The sequence below is a fragment of the Pseudomonas sp. 37 R 15 genome, from assembly GCF_900004865.1.
GTDB classification, from domain to species: Bacteria; Pseudomonadota; Gammaproteobacteria; order Pseudomonadales; family Pseudomonadaceae; genus Aquipseudomonas; species Aquipseudomonas fluorescens_AM.
Map to the genome: position 1 here is coordinate 26,786 of NZ_CVTV01000053.1, position 13,148 is coordinate 39,933.

General features: G+C 62.9%; 10 protein-coding genes. All 10 read left to right on the forward strand.

Translation table 11 applies throughout. The features are described from left to right. The first annotated feature begins 132 nt into the window (after positions 1-132). On the forward strand, positions 133-393 hold the full coding sequence (locus tag BFQ04_RS19735; RefSeq protein WP_065949922.1) for a hypothetical protein: 261 nt from the start codon (positions 133-135) through the stop codon (positions 391-393). A gap of 260 nt (positions 394-653) precedes the next feature. Further along, positions 654-1,073 carry a MarR family winged helix-turn-helix transcriptional regulator gene (locus BFQ04_RS19740; RefSeq protein WP_065949923.1) on the forward strand — a complete coding sequence of 140 codons (420 nt, stop codon included), beginning with the start codon at positions 654-656 and terminating at the stop codon, positions 1,071-1,073. Further along, entirely contained in the window at positions 1,070-3,148 is a 2,079-nt protein-coding gene (locus BFQ04_RS19745; RefSeq protein WP_065949924.1) for an FUSC family protein, read from the forward strand. Before BFQ04_RS19740 ends, BFQ04_RS19745 begins: the two co-directional genes overlap by 4 nt. After that, a complete protein-coding gene (locus BFQ04_RS19750; RefSeq protein WP_065876857.1) occupies positions 3,145-3,354 on the forward strand; it encodes a DUF1656 domain-containing protein in 210 nt (69 codons plus the stop codon). The genes BFQ04_RS19745 and BFQ04_RS19750 overlap by 4 nt, the downstream gene beginning before the upstream one ends. Further along, positions 3,351-4,241 (forward strand): efflux RND transporter periplasmic adaptor subunit, encoded by an 891-nt coding sequence (locus tag BFQ04_RS19755; RefSeq protein ID WP_065949925.1) that lies wholly within the window; start codon positions 3,351-3,353, stop codon positions 4,239-4,241. Before BFQ04_RS19750 ends, BFQ04_RS19755 begins: the two co-directional genes overlap by 4 nt. Then, on the forward strand, positions 4,238-5,680 hold the full coding sequence (locus BFQ04_RS19760; protein ID WP_065949926.1) for an efflux transporter outer membrane subunit: 1,443 nt from the start codon (positions 4,238-4,240) through the stop codon (positions 5,678-5,680). Before BFQ04_RS19755 ends, BFQ04_RS19760 begins: the two co-directional genes overlap by 4 nt. Positions 5,681-5,761: 81 nt before the next feature. Then, entirely contained in the window at positions 5,762-6,394 is a 633-nt protein-coding gene (locus BFQ04_RS19765) for an NADH:ubiquinone oxidoreductase subunit N (RefSeq protein ID WP_065949927.1), read from the forward strand. 253 nt (positions 6,395-6,647) lie between these two features. Then, a complete protein-coding gene (locus BFQ04_RS19770; protein ID WP_065949928.1) occupies positions 6,648-8,144 on the forward strand; it encodes a YdgA family protein in 1,497 nt (498 codons plus the stop codon). A 506-nt stretch (positions 8,145-8,650) separates the two neighbouring features. After that, entirely contained in the window at positions 8,651-11,131 is a 2,481-nt protein-coding gene (gene pgaA / locus BFQ04_RS19775; protein WP_065949929.1) for a poly-beta-1,6 N-acetyl-D-glucosamine export porin PgaA, read from the forward strand. A 12-nt stretch (positions 11,132-11,143) separates the two neighbouring features. Next, positions 11,144-13,147, forward strand: coding sequence for a poly-beta-1,6-N-acetyl-D-glucosamine N-deacetylase PgaB (gene pgaB / locus BFQ04_RS19780; RefSeq protein WP_065949930.1), 2,004 nt, complete (start codon positions 11,144-11,146; stop codon positions 13,145-13,147). The last annotated feature ends 1 nt before the right edge of the window (position 13,148 follow it).

The following is a 13,148-nucleotide window of genomic DNA, read 5'->3' on the forward strand; positions in this document are numbered from 1 at the left end:
GCTGTGCGCGGGAGATCTTCGGATCTGCCGGGTTTCACAGATAACCGGTTCGCCAACCTGCGTACAGCTGCCACCCTTATTCGTTTGGCGACGGGAGAAGGTGGTTCAAATCCTTATCTGTGAGGTTTATCGATGGACCAATACAAGCCGCTTCAAACCAACCCCACCAGCGTTCCCGTCCTGGCTTTCAACACCTTTGCCCCCTCGCATTTGCTCCACGAAACAGCTCGCAGTCGCGTGCGTATCGGTACTGAGCTGTTGGCGACCCTCGCCTCATCAAGCGACAACCCAAACCTCCATCACTTGGTCACTGCCGCATTGGTCTCACTGCGCGATGGCCTGGACATGCTGGGCGAGATCCAGCGTCGCCTGGATGGTCAGGCTGAAAAATAGCCCGGGCATCCGACGCTGATCCAAATGTGGGAGGGGGCTTGCTCCCGATGAGGGTGTGTCAGTAAATGCATCAGTGGCTGACCCATCGCCATCGGGCAAGCCCCCTCCCACATTCGCCCTGCAGTGCCGCCGCTGAATCGCTCCACCCATCGAGAAATTGTTTCAAAACTTGACGACAACTCATCCCTCCACCATATTAATAGTTAGCAAACTAACTGTATGCGAACTATCCAGTGTCCCAATCCCTCGAACAACTCCAGATGAACCTCAGCAGCAGCATGGTGGTGGGCGCCCGTAACTGGCGCAAAATCTGCCAGGCCACGCTGGTGAGCTATGGCATCTCCGAAGCCTGCGCCGTGCCGCTGTTGATGATCGGCCGCCTGGGCGACGGTGTGCATCAGGTCAAAGTGGCCCAGGCTTCGGGTATGGAAAGCCCGTCGCTGGTGCGCCTGCTCGACCGTCTCTGCAATGACGGCTATGTGTGCCGCACCGAAGACATCCATGACCGTCGTGCCAAGGCCTTGAGCCTCACCGCACGTGGCCGTGAGCTGGTGCAGGCGGTGGAAGCGCAACTGGTGCGCCTGCGCAAGGAAGTCCTGGTGGACATCGCCGCCACCGATCTGGAAGCCGCGCTGCGCGTGCTGCGCGCCTTCGAGGCGGCCGAGGCGGTAGCGCCTTGAACGGATTCTTTACCGGTTTTCCGCCCGCTCGCGACTGGTTCTACGGGGTGCGTACCTTCGCCGCGTCGATGATCGCGCTGTACATCGCCATGCTCATGCAAATGCCGCGTCCGTATTGGGCCATGGCCACGGTGTATATCGTCTCCAGCCCGTTTGTCGGCCCCACCAGTTCCAAAGCGTTGTACCGCGCTATCGGCACCTTGATGGGCGCGGCGGCGGCGGTGTTCTTTGTGCCGATGTTCGTGCAGTCACCCTACATTCTGGTGGTGGTGATCGCCCTGTGGACGGGCACCTTGCTGTTCCTTTCCCTGCATCTGCGCACCGCCAACAGCTACGCCCTGATGCTGGCCGGCTACACCTTGCCGCTGATTGCCCTGCCAGTGGTGGACAACCCGCTGGCGGTGTGGGATGTGGCCGAGGCGCGTACCGAGGAAATCTTCCTCGGCATTGCCGTGGCTGCCGTGGTGGGTGCCATGTTCTGGCCGCGTCGCCTGATGCCGGTGTTCGATGGCTCGGTGGCCAAGTGGTTTACCGACGCCCAGGTCTACAGCCAGCGCTTTCTCACCCGCGATGTGGAGCCTGAAGCCATCAGCGGCCTGCGCGGTGGCATGGTCGCCACCTTCAACACCCTCGAGTTGATGATCGGCCAATTGCCCCACGAAGGCGCGCGGCCGCAGACGGTGCGCAACACCAAGGAATTGCGCGGGCGCATGATTCACCTGCTGCCGGTGATCGATGCCCTGGACGATGCGGTGTACGCCATCGAACATCGCGCGCCGCAATTTCTCGATCAGCTCACGCCGTTGCTGGAGGAGGCCAACGCCTGGCTGCAAAGCACCACCGAAGCCGCCCCCCTGGAACGCTGGCGCGTGCTGCGTGACAAGATCGACGCCGCGCAACCCCAGGGCGAAGCGCTGGACGAGCGCCACACGCTGCTGTTCTCCAACGCCCTGTACCGCCTGGGCGAGTGGGTCGATCTGTGGCAGGACTGCCGCAGCCTGCAAGCCGCCATTGAATGCGAAAGCCAGGACACCTGGCGCGCCGTCTACCGCCACTGGCGCCTGGGCCGGCTCACGCCATTTCTTGATCGTGGCCTGATGTTCTACTCGGCGTTTTCTACCGTCACCGCGATCATCGTCGCCTCGGTGTTGTGGATTTTGCTGGGCTGGACCGACGGCGGCAGTGCGGTGATCCTGGCGGCGGTGGCGTGCAGCTTTTTCGCCTCGATGGACGACCCCGCGCCGCAGATCTACCGGTTCTTTTTCTGGACCGCCATGTCGGTGCTGTTCGCCAGCCTGTACTTGTTCCTGGTGCTGCCCAACCTGCACGATTTCCCGATGCTGGTGCTGGCGTTCGCCGTGCCGTTCATCTGCATCGGCACCCTGACCGTGCAGCCACGGTTCTACCTGGGCATGTTGCTGACGCTGGTCAACACCTCGTCGTTCATCAGCATCCAGGGCGCCTACGACGCGGATTTTCTCAACTTCGCCAACGTCAATCTGGCCGGGCCCGTGGGCCTGCTGTTTGCCTTTGTATGGACCCTGATCGCCCGGCCCTTCGGTGCCGAACTGGCGGCCAAGCGCCTGACCCGTTTCAGCTGGCGCGACATCGTCAGCCTCACCGAGCCGGCCACCCTGGCCGAACACCGGCACATGGCCGCACAGATGCTTGATCGCCTCATGCAGCACCTGCCGCGCCTGGCCCTCACGGGCCAGGACACTGGCACCGCCCTGCGCGACCTGCGCGTGGCGCTGAACCTGCTCGATCTGCTCGCGTATTCGCCGCGTATCCTTGGCGTGCCGCGCGTGTTGCTCAACCAGGTGGTGGAAGGCGTGGGCGGTTATTTCAAGGCCTGCCTCAAGGCCGGTGAACGCTTGCCCGCGCCCAGCGGTCTGCTGATGACCCTGGACCGCACGCGCCGCGCCCTCAACGGCCAGGGCCTGCAAGACGCCGATGACACGCGCCTGCACCTGCTGCATGCCCTGGCCGGCCTGCGCCTGGCGCTGTTGCCCGGCGTGGAGTTCATCGGCGGCACGGAAATCGAAGCGCCGTTACCTGATGGAGCGCCTTTATGATCGGTGACCTGGATATCAGCGGCGTCTTCCTGCCCACGCTGCTGGTGCTGATGGGCATTACCTATCTGTTGTTTCTGGTGGTGCACGGGCTGTTGACGCGCATGCACTTCTATCGCCTGGTCTGGCACCGGGCATTGTTCAATGTGGGGCTGTACGCGCTGTTGCTGGGCGCGGTGGACTCACTCAGTCGATATTTGATGACATGAAAAAACCTTTTTTGACTATCGGCCGTGTCGTCCTGACGCTGTTGATCGTGAGCTTTGCGGTCGTCGTGGTGTGGCGCATGGTCATGTACTACATGTTTGCGCCCTGGACCCGTGACGGCCACATCCGCGCCGACATCGTGCAGATCGCCCCGGACGTGTCCGGGCTGATCCAGCGCGTCGATGTGCACGACAACCAGCTGGTGACCAAAGGCCAGGTGCTGTTTGCTGTCGACCAGGATCGTTTCAAGCTGGCCCTGCGCCAGGCCCAGGCCGCCGTGGCCGACCGCCAGGAAACCCTGGCCCAGGCCCAGCGCGAGTACAAGCGTAACCGTGGCCTGGGCAACCTGGTGCCCAGCGAGCAACTGGAAGAAAGCCAGTCCCGCGTGGCCCGTGCCCAATCGGCCCTGGCCGAGGCACAAGTGACGGTGGATTCCGCCCAGCTCAATCTCGACCGCTCGGTGATCCGCAGCCCGGTGGACGGCTACGTCAACGACCGCGCGCCGCGTGCCCAGGAATTCGTCACCGCCGGGCGGCCGGTGCTGTCGGTGGTGGACAGCAACTCCTTCCATATCGACGGCTATTTCGAAGAAACCAAACTGGACGGCATTCGCGTCGGCATGGGCGTGGATATCCGCGTGATCGGCGACAACGCCCGCCTGCATGGGCATGTGCAGAGCATCGTCGCCGGTATCGAGGACCGCGACCGCAGCAGCGGTTCCAACCTGCTGCCCAACGTCAACCCGGCGTTCAGCTGGGTGCGCCTGGCCCAGCGGATTCCGGTACGCATTGCCTTCGATGACGTGCCGGCGGACTTCCGCATGATCGCCGGGCGTACGGCGACCGTGTCGATCATCGATGACAAGGCCAACGCCGGAGACCCGCCATGAAGCAACTGCTGGCCACCGCTGCCCTGGGGGTGTTGCTGTCGGCCTGCCAGGCGGTAGGCCCGGACTACCAAGTGCCGGACACGGCTGCCGTCAACCGTGACGACCTGCAAGGGGTCATCGCGGGGGAGGGCAATAACGTGGTGTCGGCGCCCGTGCCGACCGACTGGTGGAAGCTGTACAAAGACCCGCGCCTGGATGAACTGGTGCGCCAGGCCATGGCCTCCAACACCGACCTGCGCGTGGCCGCCGCCAACTTGCAACGCGCGCGCTACCAGACCCAGCAGGCCGAATCCGCCGGCGGCTGGAGTGCCGGGGCCAAGGCCGAAGCGCAGCGGTTGCAGGAGTCCGGCGAAGCCTTCCTGCTGGCAGACAAAGTCCCGGTGGGCAACATCGGCAGCGTGGGCATCACCACCTCGTACCAATTCGATCTGTTCGGCACCTTGCAACGCGGCATCGAAAGCGCCCAGGCCAGCGCGGATGCGGCCCAGGCGGCCGCCGATATCGCGCGCATTACCCTGGTGGCCGATGTGGTGCGCTCCTATACCCAGGTCTGCGCCGCCAACGAAGAACTGGCCATCGCCAACGAGTCCCTCGACCTGCAAGCCCAAAGCACCCAGCTGACCCAACGCCTGCGCGACGCCGGCCGTGGCGATGAAACCCAGGTGACGCGCTCGCAAACCCAATACAAATCCCTGCGCGCCGACATGCCGCGCTACGAAGCGGCGCGTCAGGCCGGGTTGTTCCGTCTGTCGATGCTGCTGGCCAAGCCCCTCGATCAATTGCCGGCCGGCACCGGCAGTTGCGCCGAGTTGCCGCACATCGCTCAACTGTTGCCGGTGGGCGACGGTGCGGCGTTGCTCAAGCGTCGCCCGGATGTGCGCCAGGCCGAACGCCAGCTGGCCGCTGCGACCGCGCGCATCGGCGTGGCCACCGGCGCCTTGTACCCGGACATCGCCATTGGTGCCACGGTAGGCACGGTGGGCCTGCTCGACAACCTCGGCCAGCCTGCGACCAATCGCTGGGGCTTTGGCCCGATGATCAGCTGGACGGTGCCGACCAACGGTGCCCGCGCGCGCATTCACGAAGCCGAAGCCGCGACCCAGGGCGCCCTGGCGCATTTCGACGGGGTGGTACTCAACGCTATCCGCGAAACCCAGACCGGCCTGGCGCAGTACACCGCCATGCTGCAGCGCCGTGAAGCGCTGGCCGATGCCGAGCGCTCGGCCCACGAGGCGGCGGACCAGACCCACCGATTCTTCCAGGCCGGGCGCGAGTCGTTTCTTGCCGACCTGCAAGCCACGCGCACCTACACCGCCATGCGCGCGCAATTGGCGGCGGCCAACACCCAGGTTGCGATGAGCCAGATCGACCTGTTCCTGGCCCTGGGCGGCGGTTGGGAAAGCGGACGAACGCAAGGGGTAAAACCCGGCAAACCGTGAGGTGATAGCTATGCTTTGTCAGGTGAGGCGTCGTGAAGCCTCACTCGACACTGCTCGCGTTTGCTCATGGGGATTCCAATAATGAAAAACCCTTATGCTCCCGCTTTCTGGTGCGTGCTCTTCGCACTGGTGCTGTTATCGGCCGCGTATTTCTACGGGGTCATGCTCGCCCACCAACTCGACAAGGCCATGGTCTTTCTCGACAGTGCCTGCCTGGTGATCGGCACCCTGTCCATCGGCATGGTGGCCTGGGCCTCCTATCAAAACCAACGCGTGAAGCGCAAGTTGCTGGAGCAAGGCAAGACCCGCGTCGCAATCTGGGACACGAAGGTGGCCCTGCGCCGTGTCGAAACCGTGTTCGACCGCTATTTCTGGGGCAGCTACTGGCAACCCGGTCGCACGTTCCAGGAAGTCATGGGCGACCTCACCGGCACGCCCCTGGAAAAAAGCCTCGACGTGCTGAAGACGCAATGTGTCGCGCTGGATCGGCAGGTCGCTGACGGCAGGCACTGGCTGAATAACGCGCGGGAATTGTCCGATGTCGCCACGCAAATGGCCCGTGAGCGCTACCAGCTGGACTTCTGCGACCCCAAGACCGACACCCCCGGCAACGCGGTGATACACCGTGAGTTTGAGGTGTTGGTCTACACCTGGACGGCGCGCCTGAGGAGTTTCGACCACCAGTTGGATGAAATAGAGCTGGAGTACTCCTGAACTCCTGATGAACTGATCCCTCTGAAAGGCTGGGCCGTTTGCGCCCGCCAGTGCTAATCTTCCCCAGCCTTTCGGCCACACGGGCCACTACTGTAGGAGCGAGCTTGCTCGCGAAAAACGTCAACGATAACGCGTGCACTCTGAATAAACGCGGTGCCTATGAGTTCTTCGCGAGCAAGCTCGCTCCTACAAGGACCCCTCCGGGGTTCAAGGAAGACAGCCCACTTCTCACAGGATTTGATCAGGTCACTTCATGAATAAGCCAGCAGTCGTTCTTTTGGGTTTCGTTGTCGCCGTTGGCGTCGTCAGTGCAGGCGGCGCCTGGTACACCGGTAAACAACTGGAGCCGGTTCTGCAAACCGCGATCCAGAACGCCAACAAGGAACTGCAGACCTCCATGGCCGGCGTGGACGGTACCGTGTCCCTGGAGCTGGTCTCCCTGGACCGTGGCGTGTTCAGCAGTACCGCCCATTACCGCCTCAAAGGCCAGGGCAGTGTGTTCGGTGAGCAAAACCCGAACCCCGAGCTGCTGTTCGTCGACCATATCGAACACGGCCCGCTGCCGTTCTCGCGTCTGGTCACCCTGAAATGGTTGCCGGTAATGGCCACCAGTCACTACGAACTGGAAAAGAACGCCACCACCGAACAATGGTTCGCTGCCGCCAAAGATGTGTCGCCGCTCAAAGGCGTGGCCAATATCGGTTACAGCCGTTCGGTCAACGGCAACGTCGAACTGCTGCCCCTGGAATTCAAGGACGACAAGTCCTCGGTGAGCTTCTCCGGCGCCAACCTGGACTTCGACAGCAGCGCCGAAGGCCAGAAGGTCAAGGCCGACGGCTACATGAACAGCCTCAAGGTCGCGGCCGTCGATGCCAATGGCGACGCGTTCGAAGCCGAACTGGCCGGCCTCACCGTTGCCAGCAACCTGGCCAAATCCACGTTCGGTTTCTACACCGGCCAGAACACCATCGAACTGACCGACACCAAGGTCACCTTCGGCCCGCAGAAGTCTGTGCTGACCCTCAAGGGCTTCGAGCAGAAAGATTCCAGCGAGACCAAGGACAACAACCTGGCCGGCCGCGTCGACTACAAGGTCGACGAGATCGGTTACCAGGGTAAGCCTGTGGGCTCGGCCGCCATGGCCGTCAGCATGAAAAACGTCGACATCCCCGCAATGCTGGTGCTGACCAAGCTCTACCAGGACAAGATGCAGCCGGTGCAAGCCGCCGCCGCTGCCGGCCAACCTGCGCCCGAGCTGCAATTGACCGAAGCCGAACAGACCCTGGCCGAAGCCAACGTCAATCAGGTGCTGGCCGCCAAGCCGCAACTGGCCGTGGAAAACCTGTCGCTGAAAACCACCCATGGCGAGAGCAAGTTCAACCTTGTACTGGACCTGGCCAAGCCGGCCTCCATGGAACTGCCACCGGTTGAGCTGGGCAAGCAGATGATTTCGCTGCTGGACACCAACCTCACCCTGTCCAAGCCGATGATCAGCGACGTGGCCGCGCTGCAAGCCCAGGTTGGCGGCGTAACCGACCCGAAAGCCATCGAACAGCAATCGCAAATGGCGGCCGAGATGGTCAGCGGTGTGGCCGTGGGCACTCAACTGGCAACCCTGGTGGGCACCGACGTGGTGTCCAAGCTGCACTACGCCAACAACGAAGTGACCTTCAATGGCCAGAAGATGACCGTCGAGCAGTTCATCAGCTTCGTAATGTCCAAAGCCGGCGCAATGGGCGGCGCGCAATAACCCTGAAATACAGTTGAAAATGTGGGAGGGGGCTTGCTCCCGATAGCGGTGGGTCAGTCACTTATCTGTGGCTGGCCCACCGTAATCGGGGGCAAGCCCCCTCCCACATTTTGTTTTGTGCCTGGCAAAGTCCCTGTCAGCCGGACAGCGGTGTGGCCTCAGCTTCGTGATGTCCAAAGCCGGTGCCATGAGCGGCGCGCAGTAACCCTGAAATGCAGTTGAAAATGTGGGAGGGGGCTTGCCCCCGATGGCGGTGGGTCGGTTAAGAATGTACTGACTGACACTCTGCCATCGAGGGCAAGCCCCCTCCCACAGTTGTTTTGTGCCTGGCAAAGAGTCTGTGTCAGCCAATTCTGAACAATTGTTCCGAATTGCCCTTGCCTCTGCCTGGCTAAGGGATAGTTCCCCCCAGGAAAGCTAGGTCGGGTCCCGAGACGCCGACACCCTGATGCACATCGCTCAGGATCACCCATCGTTGCAGCTTTCCTTGTAAGGAAGCCGACGACATGTTGCCAATCCCTCCACTCAGCGCTTCAGGCCGGTTGCGGCTGCTCATCGCAGCAGCCCTGTGCAGCCAATTGCTGATGCCCGCCTATGCCGTGGCCGATCCCGCCTATGACGCCCTGATCATCCAGGCCCGCAACGGTCACTTCACGCCGGCACTGACCCAGCTGCGCCAGCTGTCCGCCGAGCGCCAGACCCCAGGCCAGGTCAGCGATCACCTGGTGATTGCCGGCTGGGCCGGGCAAGACGCCGAAGTGTTGAAGGTGTACGAGGCACAGGGCAAGCATCGCAACCTGACCACCCAGGCACTGGCCACGGTGGCGCGCACCTATCGCAATCAAAAGCAGTGGGCCCAGGCCGAAGCGGTCTATCGCCAGGCGTTGCTGCGCGAACCGAATAATACCGACCTGCAACTGGGCCTGGCGCTCACCCAGGCCGATGGCGGCAAGGCCAATGAGGCGGTGCAACGCTTGCGCGCGCTAGTGGCGGCGCAACCGAATGACCCCAACCGCCGCATGGCCCTGGGCTACGCGCTGACCCGCGCCGGCCAGAACTATGACGCGCTGTTCGAGTTCGACCAGGCCTTTATCCGTGCCGGCGACAAGCCCGACGTGGCGCGTGAATACATCGTCGCGCTGCAAAAAGCCCGCCTGCCGGAAGCCGCGCTGCGCCTGTCGGCCAGGCGTCCGGGCCTGGTGGACGCGGTGACCCAGCGCCGCCTGGAAGGCGACCTGGCCGCCGAGCGCGTGCGCATGGCCGAATTCGCCACGCGCACCGAAAAAGAGCGCTACGTCATCGCCGATCGGGCCCTGCAGGATTACGACAAACTGATCAGCCGCTGGACCCCCGACGCCACTGCCCACGATGACGTAGTGCGCTGGCGCATTGACCGCCTGGGTGCGCTCAAGGCCCGTGCGCGCACCGCAGAAGTGATCCGCGAATACGAAGCCCTCACGGCCCAACGTGTACAGTTGCCGACCTACGCCGTGCGCTGGGTGGCAGCGTCTTATCTGGACCTGCGCCAACCGGAAAAGGCCGCGCCGCTGTACCGCCAGGCACTTGACGCGGCGGACGCCGACGTCGGCGATCATGTAAAAGACAGCACCGCCTTGTTCTACGCCTTGTTGGAAAACGACCAGGTGGAGGAGGCGCGCGCCGTTGCCACTCAACTGGCCAACACCGAGAAACCTCGGGTGGAACTCAAGGGCTTGCCCATCGGCAACCCCAACGATGAATGGATGGACGCCCAGCAACTGGCGGCCCAGGCCGGTACTTATGGCGCCGACCTGAACGCCAGCGAAGCCACCTTGGAAGCCCTGGGCAGCAAAGCACCTGGGAGTATCGGCGTGCGTTTGGCGCAGGCCGAGATGTACCGCGCCCGGGACTGGCCAAGACGCGCTGAAGAGTCCCTCAAGGAGACTGAAAACCAGAGCCCCCGTGACATCGGTGTGGAAATGTCCCAGGGCTTTACCGCGCTGGACCTGCAGGAATGGCGGCAACTTGACCTGCTCACCGATGACGTCGTCGCGCGTGCCCCGGACAACCGCCAGGTGCAGCGCCTCAAACGCCTGCGCGACGTGCACGACATGGCCGAAGTCCGCGTGGAAGCCTACACCGGTAAAAGCTTCGGCGGCGGCGATAACCAGGAGGCCGGTGCGGTTTCGGGCAGCCGTGACTGGGGCTTGGAAACCGTGGTCTACACCCCGCCCATCGACGAAGACTGGCGCCTGTTCGCCGGGGTTGGCTACGGCACTGCCGATTTTGCCGAAGGCACCGGCCATCACCGCTGGCAGCGCGTGGGCGTGGAGCGGCGTACCCGCGACATGACCATCGAAGCCGAAGTGTCCAACCATTCTTATGGCGATGGCGCAAAACAAGGCGCAAGCGTGTCGATTGCCCGTGATATCAACGATCATTGGCAGTACGGCGCCAGCCTTGGCTATCTCCTGAGCACCACGCCGCTGCGGGCGTTGAATGAAGGCGTCACCGCCAACGGCGGCAGCGGCTTTATCCGCTGGCGCGCCAACGAAAGCCGCGAGTGGAAACTGGCCGTCAGCCCCTCCCACTTCAGCGACGGTAACGACCGCGTCGAGGCCATGCTCACGGGCCGCGAAGGCATCTACAGCTCGCCGAAAGTACAAGTGGAGCTGGGCCTGGAAGTCGGCGCCAGCCGCAACAGCAAGGAAGACACGATCTACTTCAACCCCAAGTCCGACTTCAGCGTGTTGCCCACCGTTACCGTCAACCATGTGCTCTATCACCGCTACGAAACCCAGTGGAGTCAGCAGTTCCAGCTGGGTGCGGGTACCTACAGCCAGAAGGATTACTCCACTGGCGGTGTCGGTTTGATCGGCTATGGCCAGCGCTTTCGCTGGAATGACGTACTGGAAGCCGGCGCCAACCTGAGTCTGGTCAGCCGACCTTATGACGCAGAGCGCGAGCGCGACCTGCGCCTGCTCCTCGACCTCACTTACCGTTTCTAAAAGAGCCTGACCATGACCTTCCTCAGCCGTTGTTTTTTGGTTCTGGGTGTAATGCTGGCTGCCGCCTGTGCCCAGCAACCCGCGCCATTCGTCCCACCTGCCGAGCGGCCGACCCTGGCCAGCGAAGCGCCGTGGCCGAAGAACCACTTCCTGGGCATTGCCTACCACGATGTCTCGGACAACGATCCCGACCAGGCGGTGGTGGCAGTGCGTACCGAACGTTTGGTCGAGCAGTTGGCGTGGCTGCGCGAGAACGGTTACCAGGCGGTCAGCGTGAACCAGGTCCTCGCCGCACGCCGAGGTGGGCCGACACTGCCACCCAAAGCCGTGATGCTCAGCTTCGACGACGGCTACGCAAGCTTCTACACCCGCGTGATGCCGATTCTGCGGGCTTACAATTGGCCGGCTGTGCTGGCGCCGGTCGGCAGTTGGATCGACACCCCGCTGAACCAGCCGGTGGACTTTGCCGGTACGCCGCGTCCGCGGGGAGACTTCCTGACCTGGCAGCAGATTCGTGAAGTGTCCCAGTCGGGACTGGTGGAAATCGCCGCCCATACCGACGCCAATCACAAAGGCATACTCGCCAACCCTCAAGGCAATCTCGAGCCGGCCGCCACCACGCGTCGCTTTGACCCGGCGACCCAACGCTATGAAACCGAAGCCCAGTTCAAGGCACGGATGCGCGCTGATGTGGTGGGGATCTCCAACAAGATCAAAACCGTCACCGGCAAGGCACCTCGTGTGTGGGTATGGCCATATGGTGCGGCCGACGGCACTACCCTGGCCGTGGTGGGAGAGCACGGCTATGAGATGGCGCTGACCCTGGACGACGGTCTGGATGACTCGAACAAGCTGATGAACAGCCCGCGCTTTCTGGTAGCTTCGGATCCGGACGGCGAACACTTCGCCAGCAGCATGGTTTCGGTGCAGGCCAAGGCGCCGTTGCGCGTACTGCATGTGGACCTGGATCACGTCTACGATCCCGACCCGGCCCAACAGGCGCGCAATCTGGATGTATTGGTTCAGCGCGTGGTGGACATGGGAGCTGTCACGGTATTCCTGCAAGCCTACGCCGACCCCAAAGGCGACGGCCTGGTGCATTCGCTGTACTTCCCCAACCGCCACTTGCCGATGCGTGCCGACCTGTTCAACCGCGTCTCCTGGCAGCTGCATACCCGTGCCCATGCCAGTGTGTTTGCGTGGATGCCGGTGCTCAGTTTCGCCCTCGACTCCAAGTTGCCGCGCGTTACCCGCTGGGACCCGCAGACCGGCAAGGTGGCGCCCGATCCCGATCAATATCAGCGCCTGTCGCCCTTTGACCCGAAAGTGCGGCAGGTCATCGGCGAAATTTACGAAGACCTCGCACGCACCAGCAACAGCGGCATCGATGGCGTGCTGTATCACGATGACGCGGTGCTCAGCGACTTTGAAGACGCCAGCCCCGCAGCCCTCAAGGCGTACGCCGCCCAGGGCCTGCCGGACAACATCGCCGCGCTGCGCGCCGACCCCGCCGTGATGCAGCGTTGGACCCGCTTCAAGAGCCGCTACCTGATCGACTTCACCCACGAGTTGACCGGTAAGTTCCGCGCCATACGCGGCCCGCAGATCTTGACCGCGCGCAATATCTTCGCCGAACCGATGCTCAACCCGGCCAGCGAAGCCTGGTTCGCGCAGAACCTCGATGACTTCCTGCAGGCCTACGACTGGACCGCGCCGATGGCCATGCCGCTGATGGAAGGCCAATCGCTGAAAGACTCCAACGCCTGGCTGGAAAAACTGGTGGCCACGGTCAAGGCACGCCCCGGCGCTATGGAAAAAACCGTTTTCGAGCTGCAAGCCAAAGATTGGCGCACCAAAGCCGCACCGGATATCAGCGCAGAGCAACTGGCGCAATGGATGGGCGTGCTCAAACGCCAGGGGGTCAAGAGCTTTGGCTATTACCCGGACAACTTCCTGGAAAACTCCCCGGACTTGAAGACGATACGTCCGGCCCTTTCCAACCAGTGGAACCCTTGAT

Coding starts and splice junctions, on each gene's coding strand:
- BFQ04_RS19770 (WP_065949928.1), top strand. CDS start 6,648: ATGAATAAGCCAGCAGTCGTTCTTTTGGGTTTCGTTGTCGCCGTTGGC.
- BFQ04_RS19750 (WP_065876857.1), top strand. CDS start 3,145: ATGATCGGTGACCTGGATATCAGCGGCGTCTTCCTGCCCACGCTGCTG.
- BFQ04_RS19755 (WP_065949925.1), top strand. CDS start 3,351: ATGAAAAAACCTTTTTTGACTATCGGCCGTGTCGTCCTGACGCTGTTG.
- BFQ04_RS19760 (WP_065949926.1), top strand. CDS start 4,238: ATGAAGCAACTGCTGGCCACCGCTGCCCTGGGGGTGTTGCTGTCGGCC.
- BFQ04_RS19765 (WP_065949927.1), top strand. CDS start 5,762: ATGAAAAACCCTTATGCTCCCGCTTTCTGGTGCGTGCTCTTCGCACTG.
- BFQ04_RS19735 (WP_065949922.1), top strand. CDS start 133: ATGGACCAATACAAGCCGCTTCAAACCAACCCCACCAGCGTTCCCGTC.
- pgaA (WP_065949929.1), top strand. CDS start 8,651: ATGTTGCCAATCCCTCCACTCAGCGCTTCAGGCCGGTTGCGGCTGCTC.
- BFQ04_RS19740 (WP_065949923.1), top strand. CDS start 654: ATGAACCTCAGCAGCAGCATGGTGGTGGGCGCCCGTAACTGGCGCAAA.
- pgaB (WP_065949930.1), top strand. CDS start 11,144: ATGACCTTCCTCAGCCGTTGTTTTTTGGTTCTGGGTGTAATGCTGGCT.